This is a genomic window from Sphingobium vermicomposti (genome assembly GCF_011762025.1).
Classification (GTDB): domain Bacteria; phylum Pseudomonadota; class Alphaproteobacteria; order Sphingomonadales; family Sphingomonadaceae; genus Sphingobium; species Sphingobium vermicomposti.
Map to the genome: position 1 here is coordinate 489,701 of NZ_JAASQR010000002.1, position 16,812 is coordinate 506,512.

Here is a 16,812-nt window from a genome sequence, read left to right on the forward strand (position 1 = left end):
ACAACCGCTAATGCCTACCACGCTGGCGCGCTTGATGCAGAACAACCCGGCGCTGCAATCGCCTCAACAATCTCTCCAGCAGCCGATGCAGGAACCACAGCGGCAAATGTCCTTGGCCGACTATCTGCAGGCACCGCTCACGAATGAGCCACTGAAAAACGCGATAATGCCTGGCGATCAGCCCGGCATTCCCGAACTGCCCACCATGCCCGGCGTCAAGAAGCCCGGTGCGTTTTCAAAGGATGGGGTGGGGTGGAAGGTTATGGGCATCGTTGGAGACGCCTTGCAGTCGATGGGAGGGGGGCGACCTACCTACATGCCGTATGTCCAGGGGATTGAGGAGCAGGTTCGGCAGGACAAGGCCCGGCTAACGGAGATGCAGGAGCGTGCGCGGGTTGACGCCAGTAAGCCGGACTATTTCACGGTGGGGCGCAATCGTGTGCGCTTCGACCCGACCACGCAGCAGTCGCAGACCGTCTATGAAGCGCCTGCCGACTTCGAGGAATACGCCGGGGTGTTGGGCCTCCAGCCTGGAACTGACGAGTATAACGAGGCGGTCCAGGATTATGTGCTGCGCTCCAACGGGCCGACCGCACAGGATGGCCGTGAGGGCCTTGAGGGCGTGCGGCAGGATAACCGCGTATCTCTTGAGGCGGTGAGGCAGGGCAACCGCATGACACTGCGCGGGATGCCGACCTACGCTAATCTGCATCCACGTCCAACCGCCGGGCGTTCTGGCGGCGGTAACGGCGGAGGCTCTCCACGCACGACCGGAAATGTCTACGCGCCTATCCTTGCCAAAATCGCGGCAGGAAAGGGTCTGACACCGGGCGAGCAGCAGGTGATCGGCATGTACGGGCGGGGCGGTCGCGGTGGAAAGCCTGCCGCGCCATCCACCAGCACCGGACCCGTCGCCACTGACGGCAAGGGCAATAAGGTTCAGTGGAACGGTAAAGCCTGGGTATCGGTGCGCTGATGGCCAGCAGTCCGCCACCGCCTCCCGGCTTCCGGATTATCGAGCAGGCCGCGCCGCGTTCCAAGGCGAGCAACGTTCCTCCGCCGCCTCCTGGCTTCAATCTGACGCCTACCGGAGAGGCGTATGATGGTGATACCTTCCGCCTGAACAGCGGGCAAAATGGCCGCCTCTACGGCGTGGATGCGTTCGAGCTGAACCAGCAGGGCATGCAGCGTGGACAGCTAGTTCCACTTGGTCAGCAGTCCCGCAGCGCCCTGCTGCCGTTCCTCAAGCGCGATGCGACGGTGACGCCGACCGGCTCGCAGACCTATGGCCGTCCTGTCGTTTCACTATCTGCCGGGAGGAATGATGCCGGGCGCGGCCTGCTCGATGGCGGCTTCGCACTGGCCGCGCCGGAATATCTCAAGGCCGATCCTGTGCGGCTGGGTGACTATATGGAGGCGGAACGGGGCGCGCGTCTCAACCGGCGCGGCGCGTTCGGAGGGCGGTTCCAGACGCCGAAGGACTTCCGGGCTGGCAAGCCTGATCCGTGGGCGACACCGGAATGGATCGATAAACCGCAGGCGGGAAGCCAGGCGGTTTTCTTCGATGATCCGACACCCTTCCAGGGGCTGCGGCCCGAGATCGCAGCGGGCTACCAGAAAATCTGGACCGATCCGAAGTCCACGCCCGACGATTTGCTGGCCTATGCCAAGGCGAATGGGTTCATCATCGACCCCGACACTACCCGGAAGCTCTATGTCGAGCGCGCCAAGCGCGGGGCCGATCCGACGCTGCGCTATGCTGCGCCGCCCAGGCTGATGACCAATCCCGGCGATGGCGTCATCGGTGCTGGTGTGCGCGGCCTGTCCGATCCCATCAACATGCTGGATGAGATGGGAGCCGTTGTGGACACGCTGGGCCTGACGCAGGGCCGGGAGAATATATGGGGCAGCGATCGCCGCTTTGGCGACATTCTGGCGAACAACATCGACCAGAACCGCAGCATCCTTGAATATGACGACGCGAACCATCCCTATTCGCGCTTTGCGGGGCAGCTCGCGAGCGGCATTGCACTGCCCGGTGCGTCGGTCGAAGGCGTGGGCCTTGCTGCCGCGCGTCAGGCGCTCAGGGCCGGATCATCGCGCTTCGCAGCCGAACTGGCGGCAAAGCAGGCTGTGCGTTCCCAACTAGCCCGCGCCGGGGCTGTCGAAGGCACGCTGGCAGGCTTCGGCTCTGGTGAGGGCGGCGTAGTGGATCGCCTCCCTTCCGCTGCCGTGGGCGGCGTCACGGGCGGCACGCTGGGCTATTTGACGGGCGCAGCGGCACAAGAGCTAGGGCCGATTGCCCGCGATGCCATCAACAGGGTCAGGGGGCGGAGTGCTGCGCAGACGGCTGCGGAGCAGGTGCCGGGCCTCGGCGTCGATGAAGCGCTGAATGATATGCCCACCGCTCCTACGGTGCAGCCGCGCACGCTCGCCGATCTGGTGACTGCGAACATGGCGCGCGAGGGTGTGCCTGCTGTCCCGTCCATTTCATCGCCCAGGCTCATCGATCGCATTGATGTGAACAATCGCGCGCGTCCGATGCTTGACCCTGCCACCGATATGCAGCGCATGCGCCAGGCGGAGCGGGTCAATCCTGCGGACGTGCTGCCGCTGCCGTCCAACGTGGTTGCGAGCCAGGAAGAGGCTGGATCGATCGGCGCAGGACTATATCCGGTCATCAAGGCTCCAAACGAAGCAGCGACGCTCGATAGCCGCACCCTTCCGCGCGGGGATGATCCGGCGCGCCAGATGCCAAAGCGCGGCCCGTCCGACCTCATCACTTTCCTGCGCAGTCAGGGCGGGGTCATTGATCAGGGCGGCGAGCTCCGCGCTATGGGCGTTACCAATGTCGGGCGGGTTCTGGACCATGCGCGCGGAGAACAGCGCTTCGGCAAGCTGATTGATGATGAGAACGGGTTGCCGCTGGACCAGGCGGCGGATTTTGCATGGCGTTCGGGCTATTTCCCCGACCATGCCGAACGCCCGACCATCGCGGAATTTCTCGACGCACTCGACAACACTCATAGAGGTCTCAATCGCTCCTTCCGCTCGGATGATCTGGCGGAGGTGGACGCCTTCAACGCGGCCCGTGAGCAACGCTATGCGGTGGAGAAGGCGCGCGACGCGGGCGCACCTTTAGCAGAGGATCGCGGCCAGCCGGTGACGCTGGGCGATCTCGACGCTAATCAGCCCCCTGTGTCAGCCTATGAGGAATGGGGCGATCAGGCTCCGAACTTCGCAGGCAATATTCGCCTCTCGAATCTGGACAGCCCACAGAGCATCAAGCGGGCGCTGGTGCAGGCCGAGCGAGTGACCGGTGGGTTCGATGCCGCCCGCCGGGGGCGGATCAGCCAGGCCGAGACGCAGAACCTCGCCAACGAATTGGGCATGACGCCCGACGATCTGCTGAAGCGCCGCAAAGGGCAGGCGTTTAACGCAGAGGAAGCGCTGGCCGCCCGACAGATACTCGCCAAGTCGGGGAACGAACTGGTCAACATGGCGCGGCGTATCCAGCGGATGGACGATCCGGGCGAGGAAGCGCTGGCTTCATTCCGGCAGGCCATGGTCCGCCACGTCGCTATTCAGGAGCAGATTGCCGGTGCAACGGCAGAAGCCGGGCGGACGCTGGCGCAATTCCGCATGATGGCGGACAGCCGCAACGTGCGGGGGAATGTGCTAGATGCGCTATCGCAGAGCGGTGGCGGTAGCGACCGGCTCAAGGAAGCCGCCGACATGATAATGGACGGTGCGGGTGACCCCGGCAGGCTTAATCAAGCCGCGCGCTTGGCGATGAAGCCGGGCATGGCCGACAGGTTCAATGAATTTTGGATCAACTCGCTTCTGTCGGGGCCGCAAACCCACGTCGTCAATGCGGTTTCGAACACGATGACGGCGCTGGCGCAGATCCCGGAACATGCCATCGCGGCGGGTATTGGCGGCGCTCGCAATCTGGCGGCGCGGGGCAAGGTAGCCGATCGTGTGTTGTTCTCCGAATTGGGCGCACGATCGGTCGGGCTGATCCAAGGCGTCAGGGAAGGGTTGCGGCAGGCAGCGCGAACGCTGCGTACGGGCGAGGGGTCTGACTTCGCCAACAAAGTCGAAGCACGCACGCAAGAGGCGATACCGGGCGTGGCGGGGAGAATAATCCGCACGCCCACACGACTATTGTCTTCGGCAGATGAGCTTTACAAGGCCATGGCTCGGCGCATGGAACTTAACGGGCTGGCAGTCCGCAAGGCGGCGGCGGAAGGGCTGCGCGGCGATGAAGGCAAGCAGCGAGCGGCGGAACTGGTCGCCAATCCTTCCGACGAAATGCTGGAGCAGGCTTTCGACTACGGTCGCTATCTGACCTTCCAGCGCCCTCTCGGTAAGGTAGGCCGCGCCGCGTCGATGCTGAGCAACAGCAGTCCGGTCATGAAGATGGTCGTTCCCTTCGTTCGGACCCCCACGAACCTTTTGAAATTCTCGCTGGAGCGTTCCCCTGCCGCGCCCCTGCTGTCCGAGTGGCGGCGGGACTTCCGCGCAGGCGGTGCGAAGCGTGACCTTGCCATGGCCCGCGCGCTGGTCGGCTCCGGTGTTGGTGGCCTCGTCGCGGAATTGGCGGCTCAGGGGCTCATCACGGGCAACGGACCAGCGGATGAGAAGGCGAAGGCGCTGCTGCGTGCCGATGGCTGGCAGCCCTATTCGATCAAGATCGGGGATCGTTACATCAGTTATCAGCGGCTCGATCCGTTCGCTTCGACGCTGGGGGTTGCTGCCGGGATGGTAGAGTTGCAGGACCATATGACCGAGAAACAGCGTGAAAGTGTGGCGCTGCTCGTGACTGCCTCCGTGATGCAGAACCTTTCCAGCAAGACCTGGCTGTCTGGCTTGGGCGATCTGGTGGACGCGGTGAATGATCCCAATCGTTATGCTGATAGCTGGCTGAAGCGGACTGCCGCTTCACTTGCCGTTCCCGCCGGGGTGGCTCAGGTGGCGCGCACCATGGACCCCACGTTGCGCGAGGCTGATGGCGTGCTGGATTCGATCCGCCGCCGAGTTCCGGGAGTGTCGAAGTCGCTGCCCGAGCAGCGCGACGTTTGGGGCAACCAAGTCACAAGCGAGGGCGGGTTGGGGCCAGACATCATTTCTCCGATCTGGCAGTCAACGCGGCGCGGTGATCCGGTAAACAACAATCTGTTGGATGCTGGCGTCACGGTCCCAGCCTTCCGTCGCAACGGCATGTCGCCTGGTGACTATGGGCGCTTCCGCGAGAAGGCTGGCGGGCAAAGCTATTCAGGCATAAGCGATCTGATCCGCTCGCCTGAGTGGCCGGGGATGGTTGCTGATGATCGACAGGACGCAGTTGATCGGATCGTCAGGGCTGCGCGGAAGGGTGCGAAAACAGGGTTGCTGAGCAATGGCGGCGATGTGCCGCCACCGCCTCCCGGCTTCACGGTTCCGCCGCCGCCTCCCGGTTTCTCTATCGTGAACCATCCTTGAAAACGGAAAAGACCATGGCTGACCTGATCCCTGCTGACCTCTTAACCCGTGTGGACGCGCTCACGCAACCATTCGACTGCGGGGCTTTGGATGCGGCGGAACTGTCCCCTCATTGTAGTTTCCAGCACTACGATCCCGTCATCGTCATCGATCGCGCCGACGCGCAGCAGGGTGGCAAGCACTTCATTGGCGCTAAGGGGTGTTTCGATAATCCAATGTGACAGCAGGGGTTTGCACCAATCGACCGCTGATCGCAGAGCGTTGCCAACCCGTATATAAGCTTCCTGGCTTTCGTTGCCGCGAAGATCATAACTCACAACATACCAAGGCAATGTTTTCCCTCCCGAATCGCTAGGCCATTACGGCAGAGGAACGAGAGGGAGTCGAGTCAGCCAGTTGTCAGTCCAGATATTTGATCACAGCCAGCTTCGCGGTCTGTACTCCGACAGCAGCAGACCACCCGCTGCCATACGCCTGATTGCCATAAGCGCTGGCCTGACCACCAGACACCGCGCCAGTCACCCGCGCGTTCGATGACAAGAAAACAACGGCGTCACCTCCTGCCGCCTTGGCTGCCTTGGCGACGGACTTCGAGCCAATGGCGTCTCCTGCCAAACGACCAAGCCCTCGCTTGTCTTCGATCAGGCCGAGCACCTTGAAGCGGCGGGGTGGCATTCCACTGTTCCAATAGTCGATGCCGTTCTTCGTGACGCGCGTTCCGCCTTTTCCCTCCATGATCGCATCGGAGCCTTCGTAAGGCTGGAAACGAGATTTTGCCTCGGCTGACCCCGACGCAATCAGCGCTAGCGCGAGAAATGCAAATACATGCCGCATGTTCTTTCCCCTTCATTACGGCTTGTGTCATGCTCCAGGCGAGGAATGGCAATCAAAATCGCGCGATCAGGAGCTTCGAGGCATCGCCTTGGCGGTGCTGCGCCAGCAGGGTGGCCGTGCGCCGATAGTGGTGACTGAGAGGATCGGACATCTCGCCAGCGAGGGGAAGGGTGAGGGGGTGGTGCTGTGGAAGGAAGTGGCGATTCGGCTCGACCAAATTCTGCAAGCGCGATCGTCGCCGAAATGAGCCGCGAAAGGCCGGTGTGATTACCCGGTGATTACTAGAGTGGTTTTCCGAGCCTAAATTAGGTAGGTCGAAAATCGTTAAAAATGGCGGAAAACTGCGGTGGTGAGCCCTGCTGGGTTCGAACCAGCGACCTACTGATTAAAAGTCAGTTGCTCTACCGACTGAGCTAAGGGCCCTCACGCTGCGAGGTCTGCACGCCCTAAAGGCGGTAATGCGGCGGGTCAACCTCTAGGAAGCGGGATTGGTGCCGCTTTTCGCAGTTGTGCACAAAGGTGGCGAACGGATAGGCCCGAAACAGGGTGCCGCCAGCACGGAGCGACCCGGCACAGCGGGGCCAGCGCAAATTCGCGCAGGTGGAAAGCGGGGTGGGGGATGATGAGCGACCGGCTTTGCCAGCGCCCCCCCGACCACAGGATGATGTCGATATCCATGCTGCGCGCGCCCCACCGACGATAGCGGCGGCGGCCAAGTTGCCCTTCGATCCGCTGCAGGGCTTGCAACATTTCATCGGGCTTCAGTGCGCTTTCAACAACCAGGGCGCTGTTGGCGAATTGCCGGGCGGACGGGCCGAGCGGACTGGTAAGCAGGACCGGCGCCATCGCACGGACATATCCCAATGCGCTGATGCGCAATGCGGCTTCCTGCACGAGGCGGGCAGGCGTGCGCGCAGCTGACAAGGCCCGGTTGGAGCCTAGCGCCAGTGCATAAAGGTGAAGCGCGCCGGATGCGGTCATGGAAGCAGCGCCTAGCGCCTCAATCACGCGCTGCAAAGCGTATCCACCCTTTCGGGGTCAAATGTCCTGCGCGATACGACCGTAAAGCTCTGGCCGCCGATCCCGGAAGAATCCCATGCCTGCGCGGTGCTTGCGCGCCTGTTCCAGATCCAGTGTCGCCACCAGCGCGCCATTATCCTTGCCATCGGCCTCTGCGGCGAAATCACCCCACTCGTCCGTGATGAAGCTGTGCCCGTAGAAATTCTGCCCCTCTTCTTCACCGATGCGGTTCGCGGCAATCACGGGCATGCAGTTGCTGACCGCATGGCCGATCATTGCGCGCCGCCACATCCGACTGGTGTCGAGGTCGGCGTCATAGGGTTCTGAACCGATGGCCGTGGGATAGAAAAGCATTTCTGCCCCCATCAGGGCCATGACGCGCGCGGCTTCGGGATACCATTGGTCCCAGCAGATGCCGACGCCGATGGTCCCATGCCGCGTGTTCCAGACTTTGAAGCCGGAATTGCCGGGCCGGAAATAATATTTCTCCTCATAGCCAGGCCCGTCCGGGATATGGCTCTTGCGATAGACGCCCATAATCTCCCCTTCGTCGTCGATCAGGGCGAGGGAGTTATAATAATGCTGCCCGTCCCGTTCGAAAAAGCTGGTGGGAATGTAGACGCCATGCGCCTTGGCGACCTTGCGCATTTCCTGAACGGCTGGATGTTCTTCGACCGGCAGGGCCTGGGCGAACAAGGCCTCATCCTCGACCTTGCAGAAATAGGGGCCTTCGAACAGTTCGGGCGGCAGCACGATCTTTGCGCCCCGCGCCGCTGCCTTCACGACTTGGCCGGCGACCATTTCGATATTGCTCGCCATATCGTCGGAAAAGGAGAGTTGAAGCGCGGCGACGGTGACTTTGGTCATTGGTTCATGGTTCCTGGAGGCGATTGCCCATCTGGGCGGCAGAGGCGATGGTCAGCAAATAGGGTAGGATTTAGCCGCTGCAAGGATTCAGGCAGACGGCATCTGCTGGCTCGTGCAATGGAAGCTGCCTCCGCCCGAAAGGATCGCATTACTGGGCAATCCCAAAACGTCACGACCAGGGAAAAAGGGACGCAGCGCATCGACCGCCGCCTGATCGTTGGCGCAGCCATAAAGCGGAACGATGACCGCCGCATTGCCGATGTAGAAGTTCATGTAGCTCGCGGGGACGACTTCGCCATCCACGACGACCCGACCGGGGGAGGGTATGGACGCTACGTCCAGCCCGAACGCCTTTGCCCTGGCAAGGGCATCGGCATAAATGGCGGCGTTGGGGTCATCGGTCGCGGTTGCTTCCGGCAATGCCAGCACGCCCGGTGCCACAAAGCGGGCCAGATTATCGACATGGCCATCGGTGTGATCGTTCAGCAGCCCGTCGCCCAGCCACAGCATGTCTGACAGCCCCAGCGCGCCTGCCAGCAATGTTTCAATCTTGCCCCGGTCAAGGTCGGGGTTCCGATTGGGATTGAGCAGGCATTGTTCCGTCGTGACGAACAGGCCAGTGCCATCCGTATCGACCGCTCCCCCTTCGAACACCCATAGCTGGGTCGATGTGGGAAGGCCGGTGGTGGCAGCCAGCCGCGCGCCGATATCTTCATCGCCGTCCATCCGATATTTGCCGCCCCAGCCATTGAAGCCAAAATCGACCAGCGCGCGCTCGTCATCGCGCATGACCGCAACCGGCGCGGTATCCCGCAACCAGACGTCGCCCAGCTTCTGCACGACGATCTGGACGCCAGGATCGGTCAGCGATCGGGCCACCTGCGCGTCCGTCTCGCTGGCGGCGACCAGCCGGACTTCTTCTCCACGACCGCCCGCATGCAGGGCGTTGGCGAAATCGGCGATCTGCCGCCGCGCATCATCAAAAGCGCCCGGCCATTCTTTGGCATTTGCTGGAAAGCCGATCCAGGTCCATTCATGCGGCGCCCATTCGGCAGGCATACGGAAGGTCATGGGCTTTCTCCTGAGGATACGGGTCCTCCCCGCCATCTACAGGATCGCAGCCCGCTTGAAAGGGGGCAAATGCAGTGGGGTGGCCCCGTCAGCCTTGCTGCGCAGTCCATTGATCCAGCAGCTTGAACCCCAACGGGACGTGGAATTGCAGTCCGAAATCATACTCCTTGTGCCAACACACGGTTGCGTCGCGTTTGCCAAGGCCTTCGATCGAGATCTGAACCTCGGCCCCAACCGCCAGCGATCCGGTTTCATCAACGACCTTCACACCCGACAGGGAAATGTCCTGCATCATGCAGCTACAGTCGCCACCGGGCATCGCGACGGAAACGGGCATGGTGATGTGGAGGCGTATGGCCTCTCGCCCGCCCCGTCCGTTGCGCTGCTCCGCCAGCATGGCAGAGGTGGACATTTGCCCTTCGAACAGCAGCAATACCTGCTCACCCTGAACGAAGCCGACCACGGCTGCAACGGTGAAGCCATTTCGTAACACCAGCGTAACGCTCTGCCCCGATTCCAGGGGCAGGGTTGTTCGTATCAGCGCTTCCTTTGATGCGAGCGAGTGGACGACGCATAAGCGTTCCCTATCCGCCGTGACCAATTTGCCGACATGCAATATCGTGACTGCGTTATTGATCTCCATGGATCATCCACCCTTCGTTGCGACCGCGTTTCTTTTATCGGGAGCAGTTAAACCTATGAATTCCGTAGCGTAAGATGGAAACGACTCCTGCCATCTGTACGAAAAGGGGACAGTCGGACGCAGCCGATCTGTCGCCAGACAGGGCATGGTTGAAGGGTGGGTAGGGGGCGCGCGGTAGCGAATTGGCGGAAATGCGCGGCTTAACGATCCATCCGGCACTGTCGGGAAGGACGCGGAACCTTGTCGCCTAAGGTCCAGTAGGGGCAAGGGGTCATATTGCGAATGCGCGTTAAACTTCTTTCACCCCGCTTCTGCGCGGCGGGAGCACGGCCAAGGGCGGGCCAGGTAGAGCGCGCAAAAGAAAAGGCGGCCCGCAAGGACCGCCTTTTCCCGAAATTACAAAAGTTTGGAACGATCAGCGCGAATAGAATTCGACGACCAGATTCGGCTCCATCTTGACCGGATAGGGCACCTCGTCGAGCGTCGGAACGCGGACATAGGTAACCTTGGTGGCGCCATCGGGCGAGACATAGTCAGGAATGTCGCGCTCGGGCAGGCTCTGCGCCTCCAGAACCAGCGCCATTTCCTGTGCCTTCTTGCCCAGGGTGATTTCGTCGCCGGGCTTCACCAAGCGCGAGGCAATGTTGCACTTCACGCCGTTCACATAGATGTGACCGTGCGAAACGACCTGACGCGCCGAAAAGATGGTGGGCGCGAACTTGGCGCGGTAGACGACAGCGTCCAGACGGCGCTCAAGCAGGCCGATCAGATTCTGGCCGGTATCGCCCTTCATGCGAGCGGCTTCGATATAGTTCTTCTTGAACTGCTTTTCGGTAATGTCGCCGTAATAGCCCTTCAGCTTCTGCTTGGCGCGCAGCTGGATGCCATAGTCGGACATCTTGCCCTTGCGGCGCTGACCGTGCTGGCCGGGACCATATTCACGCTTGTTGACCGGGCTCTTGGGGCGACCCCAAATGTTTTCGCCCATGCGGCGGTCGAGTTTATGCTTGGCGCTGGAACGCTTCGACATGATATTTCCTTCGATATGCTAACAACGTTGTTTCCGGTCGTCGCCTGCTTGCCTCAAACAAGGGGCAGGGCCACCGCTTCACCGGAGTGCGGGACCAATCGCGAAGGCGCGCCTATGAAGAAGGGGCAGGCGCATGTCAACCCTCGACACCGCCGCTATGCGGGCCTAGTCAGCTGCCCATGAACCCGGAAAACTACACCAGCATGGCGCAAGTCCGCGCGGGCGTCGACACGATCGACCGACAGATCGTTGCGCTGTTAGGCCAGCGTTTTGCCCATATGCGGGCGGCTGCGCGGATCAAGCCTGATCGCGCCGACGTGCGGGACGAGGCGCGCAAGGCGCAGGTCATCGCCAACGTGTGCGTCGAAGCGGAGCGCCTGGGCGTGCCTGCGGATATTGTCGCGGATCTGTGGGACAGGTTGGTCGAAGCATCCATCGCCTACGAAATGAATGAGTTTGACCGGCTGAAGGCCTGAGAACCCTTTCCGACGACCAACCCGCGTCTAGCGTCGCCGCGGGCGGGAAAGGGTGGACAGCACGCCGCGCAGTGTGCGCACTTCAAGATGATTCCAGCCCGGCTTCGTCAACAGATTGCGCAAGGTACGCTTGGTCGCGGTTGCGCGGTCGGGCGGGAAGAAATATCCGGCGTCTTCCAGAAGCGTTTCGAACTGGTCCAGCATGCCCTCCAGCTCCACCTGCGGAGCGGGCTCGCCAAGATCGTTGAGCGTGGGCTGCGCCAGATCAGCCTGTTTCGACCATTCATAAGCGCACAGGATCACCGCCTGGGCAAGGTTGAGTGATCCGAATTCCGGGTTGATCGGCACGGTCAGGATCTTGCGGGCAAGCGCGACATCCTCCGTTTCCAGTCCCGACCGTTCCGGCCCGAAGACATAGGCGCAGCGACCGGCCGCCTGATGCACTTCCCGCGCGGCCTCTTCGGGTGTGACTACCGGCTTGGTCACACCCCGCTTGCGCACCGTCGTCGCATAGACATGTGCGCAATCGGCTACCGCCTCGGCCAGCGTGCCGAAAATCTGCGCTTGGTCGATCACGATGTCCGCCCCCGCCGCCGATGGACCGGCATCAGGATTGGGCCAGCCATCACGCGGGCTGACCAGCCGCATTTCGGTAAGGCCGAAATTCAGCATGGCGCGTGCGGCCTTGCCGATATTCTCACCCAGCTGTGGACGGACGAGGACGATGACGGGGCGGGAGGTGGCAGTCGCAATCATTCCGTTCGACCTGGGTAGGGGCACGGATAAGGGCAAAGAGCAGGGCAACCCACCTCACTCACTCCCGACTTCCTTCACCGACCCGGCAAAATCCTCAAAGTCCTGCGCGTCGGTGAAGTCCTTATACACGCTCGCGAAGCGAATGTAGGCGACGCTGTCCAGCCGCTTGAGGCCTTCCATTACCATTTCGCCAATCGCGCGCGCAGGTACTTCGCCTTCGCCGCTCGTTTCCAGCTGGCGCTGGATGCCCGAAATCATCTTTTCCAACCGACTTGGGTCGATCTGCCGCTTGCGGCAGGCAATGTCGATGGAGCGGGCCAGCTTGTCGCGGTCGAACGCTTCCTTACGCCCCTCGCTCTTACCCACCCAGATGTCGCGCAGCTGGATGCGTTCGAATGTAGTGAAGCGTGCCCCACAGGCTTCACACTGCCGCCTGCGGCGAATGGCGGCACCATCTTCGGTGGGGCGGCTGTCTTTTACCTGACTGTCGTCATGTGCACAGAAGGGGCAACGCATTCAGTGATGAGCTCCGGTCGTTTCAGGCGAGTCGAGACACGGGATGACACAGCCGCCGCGCCTCGACCACCCCTGGATACGAACGGAGGCGATCAACCTTCGTAAATCGGGAAGCGGGCGCAAAGGGCGGACACGCGGTCTCGGACGTTAGCTTCGACCGCCGCGTCGCCATGTTCACCGTTATCGCGGAGACCTTCCAGGACATCTGCGATCATGTCGCCAATCGCCTCGAACTCGGCAACGCCAAAGCCGCGCGTAGTGCCTGCGGGCGAGCCCACGCGAATGCCGCTGGTCTTCGTCGGGGGCAGGGGATCGCCCGGCACGCCATTCTTGTTGCAGGTGATGAAGCTGCGTTCCAGCGCCTCGTCGGCGTCCTTCCCCGAAATACCGTAGGGACGCAGGTCGATCAGCGCGAGGTGCGTGTCGGTGCCGCCCGAAACCACGGCAAGGCCGCGCTGCTCCAGCTTCGCGGCCAGCGCCTTGGCATTGGTGACAATGGCTTGGGCATAAGTCTTGAACTCAGGCCGCAGCGCTTCACCGAATGCAACCGCCTTGGCAGCGATGACGTGCATCAGCGGCCCGCCCTGCAGGCCTGGGAACACCGCCGAATTGATCTTCTTCGCAATGGCTTCGTCATTGGTCAGGATCATGCCGCCGCGGGGACCGCGCAAGGTCTTGTGCGTGGTCGTGGTCACGACGTCAGCAAAACCGAACGGCGTTGGATGTGCACCACCGGCGACGAGACCGGCGAAGTGCGCCATGTCGACCATCAGCAGCGCGCCGACCTTGTCAGCGATGGCCCGGAAACGGGCAAAGTCGAGGTGACGGGGATAGGCGGATCCACCCGCGATGATGAGGGTCGGCTTGGCCTCGATCGCCTGCGCTTCCAAAGCGTCATAGTCGATAAGATGGGTATCTTCGCGCACGCCATATTGGACGGCGTTATACCATTTGCCCGACAGCGCCGGCTTTGCGCCGTGCGTCAGGTGGCCGCCAGCGTCCAGCGACAGGCCCATGATGGTGTCGCCCGGCTTGGTCAGCGCCAGCATGACCGCACCGTTCGCCTGCGCGCCCGAATGGGGCTGCACGTTGACAAAGCCGCAGTTGAAGATCTGCTTGGCCCGGTCGATGGCCAATTGTTCGACTTCATCCGACGGCGCGCAGCCCTGATAATAGCGCTTCCCCGGATACCCCTCGGCATATTTGTTGGTGAAGACTGACCCTTGCGCCTCCAGCACTGCCTTCGACACGATATTTTCGGACGCAATCAGTTCGATCTGGGCCTGCTCGCGCTTCAATTCATTGGCGACGCCGGCAAAGACCGCCGGATCGGCATCGGCCAGGCTGCGAGTGAAATAGCCTTCTGCGCGGATGTCGGACAGGCTGGGCTGGGCGAGGGTGGCGGTGCTCATAGGGCTGGCTCCTTAAAGCGCGGGCTGGGAGAGTTTTTCGACGCGGCCACTATGGCGGCCACCGCCGAATTCGGTGGAGAGAAAGGCGGTGACGCAGGCCTGGGCCATATCCACGCCGGTCAGGCGAGCGCCCAGGGCGATGACGTTGGCGTCGTTATGTTCACGCGACAGTGCAGCTGAAAGCGGCTCTGAAACCAGAGCGCACCGGCAGGCCGGATTGCGGTTCACGGCGATGGAAATGCCGATGCCCGATCCGCAAAGGGCAATGCCGCGATCCGCATCCCCAGCGGCCACGACGGCTGCAAGCTTGTAGCCATAATCTGGATAATCGACGCGGTCAGCAGTCGCAGGGCCAAGGTCGTTTACCTCATGCCCCTGCGAACGCAGCCAGTCTGTCAGTTCCGCCTTCAGATCGACGGCGGCGTGATCGGAAGCGATTGCGATTTTCATATGCCGTCCCCTGCATCAAATGGGGGTGATTCGTCCCGCGCCTCATAGGGGGTGCGCTGATCAATTGCCACAGTCCAGCTGCCGCCTTATGGCCTTCATCATGACTGGTACGATATTATCCATCCTGATGCTGGCGGGCCTGTTCCTGACCGGCGGCGGCATTTATGCGATCGTCAAAAAGGGGGATCGCAAACGCGGCGTCCTGATGATCATAGCCGGATTGGTCATGTTCGCCAATGTCGGTATCTCCGCCATTCCGGGGCCTGATGTTCCTATGCTCCAAGGCGACGGCAACTGATCAGGGATGCAGGGCTATCGCCGCCAGAAGGTCGGTCTGCGTCACCAGACCGCGTAGCCGGCGATCATGATCCACCACAATCGCCTCGCGCCGCGTTCCGCTGGTCAATGGTCGCAACAGCTGGGCCACCGGGGTCGCAGAATTGACGAGCAGCGGTTCGGACGCAATGTCGCTTACCATGTCGCCGTCTTTCGCCAGATCGAGCGGCCCCACCAGACCGCGCACGCGCCCCGCATCGTCCAGCACCGGCAATGACAGGAGCCGCCGGGCGTAAAGCAGCTTGCGCGCCTCTGACACCGGCTGCCCTTCGCCTATGGCGATCACATCGCGCGACATTATCTCTCCGCACGTAAGGTCGCCGTGGACTCGTTCGGCGGCGCGCACTTCGGCGTCATGCAGCACGACGTGCAAGTCGGCGGCATCCACGTCCAGGGCGTCGCCATAGGCTTCCAGCGCTTCCTCCACATCCTGCTCGGACGGGGTGCGCAGCGGCGGGGCGCTATCTTGCGTTCCGTGCGGGCTGGGCGTCTTGGGCGCGACGTGGGGATAGCTATGCCCGGCGATCCTGTGGAAGATTATGGCCACGACCACCAGCAAAGCTGTGTTCACGGCAACCGGCACCAGCGCGAACATGAAGCTGGGGGTCGCTCCGCTCGCGCCGAGCACGGCTGAAAGCGCGACCGCTCCTCCGGGCGGGTGAAGGCAGCGCAGCAACGACATGGCCGCGATGGCGCATCCGACCGCCAGCGCGGCGGCCACAGTGGGATCGGGGATCGCTCGGACGACAGCGATGCCGACAATCGCCGAAATCACATTGCCGCCGAATACGGGCCAAGGCTGTGCCAGCGGACTTGCGGGAACCGCGAACAACAGGACAGCGGACGCCCCCATGGGCGCGACCAGCAAGGGATGGGCTATGCCATTCCCCAGCATGAGTCCGCACAACAGGCCGGTGATGGCGATGCCGCCGATCGCGCCGCTTGCCGCCTTCAATCGGTCGACAAAGCCCGGCCCCGGTGGCGCTGGTATGAAGGCGCTGTAATAGCGGCTCCAAATCAGGCGGGCGTCGTTTTTCGGTTCGGTCATCAGGCGTGGCGGCTAATCGCGAAGGGGCGCAAGGCCAAGCAGGAATTTCACCCGCCCGGGCAAGTTGCGCTTTCCACCGGGCTGGCGGATGGAAAGGGCATGACCCCGTCCATGCGCCTAAAGCCCTGGATCAGCGGATCGGAGAGTCGGGCGCGAGCCGCATGTCGAGATAATTGTCGACGGACTTCATCAACTGGTCCAGCTCATGTTCGAAAAAGTGGTTCGCGCCACGGATTTCGTCATGGTGAATGGTGATGCCCTTTTGCGTGCGCAGCTTGTCGACCAGCTTCTGCACGGCGTTGGCTGTCACCACTTCGTCTCCTGTTCCCTGCACGATGATGCCGGACGAAGGGCAGGGCGCCAGGAAGGAAAAGTCGTACATGTTTGCAGGCGGCGCGACTGAAATGAAGCCGCGAATTTCTGGGCGGCGCATCAGCAGCTGCATGCCGATCCACGCGCCGAATGAGAATCCGGCGATCCAGGTGGTCTGCGCTTCGGGATGGAAGCTCTGCACCCAATCCAGCGCAGCGGCTGCGTCGCTAAGTTCGCCGATACCATTGTCGAACGTGCCCTGGCTGCGTCCCACGCCGCGAAAGTTGAAGCGCAACACCGCGAATCCGCGCCTCACGAACGTCTTGTAGAGCGCCTGCGTAATGCGATCGTTCATCGTGCCCCCGCCTTGCGGATGGGGGTGAAGGATCATCGCGACAGGGGCGCGAGGGCGGGGCGGAGGGCTGAAACGCCCTTCAAGGCGGCCTTCAGGGCCAGGAAAGATAACGTCGGGCATAGCACCTTGTTATGGTTATGGCCGCGAACGGCTGTTGGATGCGGGGGCGCAAGCCTTTGCTGGCGTTGCGCGGCAGACCGCC

General features: G+C 62.3%; 17 protein-coding genes, 1 tRNA gene and 1 pseudogene. 6 read left to right on the forward strand and 13 right to left on the reverse strand.

Annotation, left to right across the window (positions count from 1 at the left end; genetic code table 11):
- Positions 1-10 precede the first annotated feature (10 nt).
- From FHS54_RS07180 to FHS54_RS07190, 3 genes are read left to right on the forward strand one after another with little or no spacing between them, the layout of a single operon-like run.
- On the forward strand, positions 11-976 hold the full coding sequence (locus FHS54_RS07180; protein WP_167303116.1) for a hypothetical protein: 966 nt from the start codon (positions 11-13) through the stop codon (positions 974-976).
- The gene (locus FHS54_RS07185; RefSeq protein WP_167303117.1) at positions 976-5,484 is read left to right on the forward strand and encodes a thermonuclease family protein; all 4,509 of its coding nucleotides are present in this window, start codon (positions 976-978) and stop codon (positions 5,482-5,484) included. Before FHS54_RS07180 ends, FHS54_RS07185 begins: the two co-directional genes overlap by 1 nt.
- A gap of 14 nt (positions 5,485-5,498) precedes the next feature.
- Entirely contained in the window at positions 5,499-5,705 is a 207-nt protein-coding gene (locus tag FHS54_RS07190; protein ID WP_167303118.1) for a hypothetical protein, read from the forward strand.
- A gap of 178 nt (positions 5,706-5,883) precedes the next feature.
- Here FHS54_RS07190 and FHS54_RS07195 read toward each other — a convergent pair whose 3' ends face one another.
- Entirely contained in the window at positions 5,884-6,318 is a 435-nt protein-coding gene (locus FHS54_RS07195; protein WP_167303119.1) for a hypothetical protein, read from the reverse strand.
- Here FHS54_RS07195 and FHS54_RS07200 point away from each other — a divergent pair.
- Entirely contained in the window at positions 6,317-6,565 is a 249-nt protein-coding gene (locus FHS54_RS07200) for a DUF6961 family protein (protein ID WP_167303120.1), read from the forward strand. The two genes, FHS54_RS07195 and FHS54_RS07200, sit on opposite strands and share 2 nt — an antisense overlap.
- Before the next feature lie 100 nt (positions 6,566-6,665).
- Here the strand turns inward: FHS54_RS07200 and FHS54_RS07205 are convergent.
- From FHS54_RS07205 to rpsD, 6 genes are all read right to left on the reverse strand, one after another.
- Positions 6,666-6,741, reverse strand: a tRNA-Lys gene (locus FHS54_RS07205).
- A gap of 45 nt (positions 6,742-6,786) precedes the next feature.
- Positions 6,787-7,299, reverse strand: a complete 513-nt coding sequence (gene folK / locus FHS54_RS07210; RefSeq protein WP_167303121.1) for a 2-amino-4-hydroxy-6-hydroxymethyldihydropteridine diphosphokinase — start codon at positions 7,297-7,299, stop codon at positions 6,787-6,789.
- Positions 7,300-7,356: 57 nt separating this feature from the next.
- Positions 7,357-8,205, reverse strand: coding sequence for an N-carbamoylputrescine amidase (aguB, locus tag FHS54_RS07215; RefSeq protein ID WP_167303122.1), 849 nt, complete (start codon positions 8,203-8,205; stop codon positions 7,357-7,359).
- A gap of 87 nt (positions 8,206-8,292) precedes the next feature.
- Positions 8,293-9,276 carry an agmatine deiminase family protein gene (locus FHS54_RS07220; RefSeq protein ID WP_167303123.1) on the reverse strand — a complete coding sequence of 328 codons (984 nt, stop codon included), beginning with the start codon at positions 9,274-9,276 and terminating at the stop codon, positions 8,293-8,295.
- Between the two features lie 88 nt (positions 9,277-9,364).
- Positions 9,365-9,919: a PilZ domain-containing protein gene (locus tag FHS54_RS07225; RefSeq protein WP_167303124.1), complete on the reverse strand. Its 555-nt coding sequence runs from the start codon at positions 9,917-9,919 to the stop codon at positions 9,365-9,367.
- Between the two features lie 415 nt (positions 9,920-10,334).
- A complete protein-coding gene (rpsD, locus tag FHS54_RS07230) occupies positions 10,335-10,949 on the reverse strand; it encodes a 30S ribosomal protein S4 (RefSeq protein ID WP_167303125.1) in 615 nt (204 codons plus the stop codon).
- A 179-nt stretch (positions 10,950-11,128) separates the two neighbouring features.
- Between rpsD and FHS54_RS07235 the strand changes: the two genes are divergently transcribed.
- Positions 11,129-11,425, forward strand: coding sequence for a chorismate mutase (locus FHS54_RS07235; protein WP_167303126.1), 297 nt, complete (start codon positions 11,129-11,131; stop codon positions 11,423-11,425).
- Positions 11,426-11,452: 27 nt separating this feature from the next.
- On the opposite strand, the pseudogene FHS54_RS07240 reads toward FHS54_RS07235, so the two are convergent.
- The 4 genes and pseudogenes from FHS54_RS07240 to rpiB all read right to left on the reverse strand — a co-directional run.
- A pseudogene (locus FHS54_RS07240) lies at positions 11,453-12,202 on the reverse strand (RNA methyltransferase); the annotation flags it as partial.
- A 33-nt stretch (positions 12,203-12,235) separates the two neighbouring features.
- Positions 12,236-12,697, reverse strand: coding sequence for a transcriptional regulator NrdR (gene nrdR, locus FHS54_RS07245; protein WP_167303128.1), 462 nt, complete (start codon positions 12,695-12,697; stop codon positions 12,236-12,238).
- Positions 12,698-12,789: 92 nt separating this feature from the next.
- Positions 12,790-14,109 carry a serine hydroxymethyltransferase gene (glyA, locus tag FHS54_RS07250; RefSeq protein WP_167303129.1) on the reverse strand — a complete coding sequence of 440 codons (1,320 nt, stop codon included), beginning with the start codon at positions 14,107-14,109 and terminating at the stop codon, positions 12,790-12,792.
- Positions 14,110-14,121: 12 nt separating this feature from the next.
- Positions 14,122-14,559 (reverse strand): ribose 5-phosphate isomerase B, encoded by a 438-nt coding sequence (gene rpiB, locus FHS54_RS07255; protein WP_167303130.1) that lies wholly within the window; start codon positions 14,557-14,559, stop codon positions 14,122-14,124.
- A 100-nt stretch (positions 14,560-14,659) separates the two neighbouring features.
- Between rpiB and FHS54_RS07260 the strand changes: the two genes are divergently transcribed.
- On the forward strand, positions 14,660-14,857 hold the full coding sequence (locus tag FHS54_RS07260) for a hypothetical protein (RefSeq protein ID WP_167303131.1): 198 nt from the start codon (positions 14,660-14,662) through the stop codon (positions 14,855-14,857).
- On the opposite strand, the gene FHS54_RS07265 is transcribed toward FHS54_RS07260, so the two are convergent.
- Positions 14,858-15,943, reverse strand: coding sequence for an HPP family protein (locus tag FHS54_RS07265; protein ID WP_167303132.1), 1,086 nt, complete (start codon positions 15,941-15,943; stop codon positions 14,858-14,860).
- A 130-nt stretch (positions 15,944-16,073) separates the two neighbouring features.
- Positions 16,074-16,730, reverse strand: a complete 657-nt coding sequence (locus FHS54_RS07270; RefSeq protein ID WP_167303133.1) for an alpha/beta hydrolase — start codon at positions 16,728-16,730, stop codon at positions 16,074-16,076.
- Positions 16,731-16,812: the final 82 nt, after the last annotated feature.

Bases quoted from the DNA above. Each gene is read 5' to 3' on its own strand.
- FHS54_RS07180 (WP_167303116.1), top strand. From the start codon at position 11: ATGCCTACCACGCTGGCGCGCTTGATGCAGAACAACCCGGCGCTGCAA.
- FHS54_RS07185 (WP_167303117.1), top strand. From the start codon at position 976: ATGGCCAGCAGTCCGCCACCGCCTCCCGGCTTCCGGATTATCGAGCAG.
- FHS54_RS07190 (WP_167303118.1), top strand. From the start codon at position 5,499: ATGGCTGACCTGATCCCTGCTGACCTCTTAACCCGTGTGGACGCGCTC.
- FHS54_RS07200 (WP_167303120.1), top strand. From the start codon at position 6,317: ATGTTCTTTCCCCTTCATTACGGCTTGTGTCATGCTCCAGGCGAGGAA.
- FHS54_RS07195 (WP_167303119.1), bottom strand. From the start codon at position 6,318: ATGCGGCATGTATTTGCATTTCTCGCGCTAGCGCTGATTGCGTCGGGG.
- folK (WP_167303121.1), bottom strand. From the start codon at position 7,299: ATGACCGCATCCGGCGCGCTTCACCTTTATGCACTGGCGCTAGGCTCC.
- aguB (WP_167303122.1), bottom strand. From the start codon at position 8,205: ATGACCAAAGTCACCGTCGCCGCGCTTCAACTCTCCTTTTCCGACGAT.
- FHS54_RS07220 (WP_167303123.1), bottom strand. From the start codon at position 9,276: ATGACCTTCCGTATGCCTGCCGAATGGGCGCCGCATGAATGGACCTGG.
- FHS54_RS07225 (WP_167303124.1), bottom strand. From the start codon at position 9,919: ATGGAGATCAATAACGCAGTCACGATATTGCATGTCGGCAAATTGGTC.
- rpsD (WP_167303125.1), bottom strand. From the start codon at position 10,949: ATGTCGAAGCGTTCCAGCGCCAAGCATAAACTCGACCGCCGCATGGGC.
- FHS54_RS07235 (WP_167303126.1), top strand. From the start codon at position 11,129: ATGAACCCGGAAAACTACACCAGCATGGCGCAAGTCCGCGCGGGCGTC.
- nrdR (WP_167303128.1), bottom strand. From the start codon at position 12,697: ATGCGTTGCCCCTTCTGTGCACATGACGACAGTCAGGTAAAAGACAGC.
- glyA (WP_167303129.1), bottom strand. From the start codon at position 14,109: ATGAGCACCGCCACCCTCGCCCAGCCCAGCCTGTCCGACATCCGCGCA.
- rpiB (WP_167303130.1), bottom strand. From the start codon at position 14,559: ATGAAAATCGCAATCGCTTCCGATCACGCCGCCGTCGATCTGAAGGCG.
- FHS54_RS07260 (WP_167303131.1), top strand. From the start codon at position 14,660: ATGACTGGTACGATATTATCCATCCTGATGCTGGCGGGCCTGTTCCTG.
- FHS54_RS07265 (WP_167303132.1), bottom strand. From the start codon at position 15,943: ATGACCGAACCGAAAAACGACGCCCGCCTGATTTGGAGCCGCTATTAC.
- FHS54_RS07270 (WP_167303133.1), bottom strand. From the start codon at position 16,730: ATGCCCGACGTTATCTTTCCTGGCCCTGAAGGCCGCCTTGAAGGGCGT.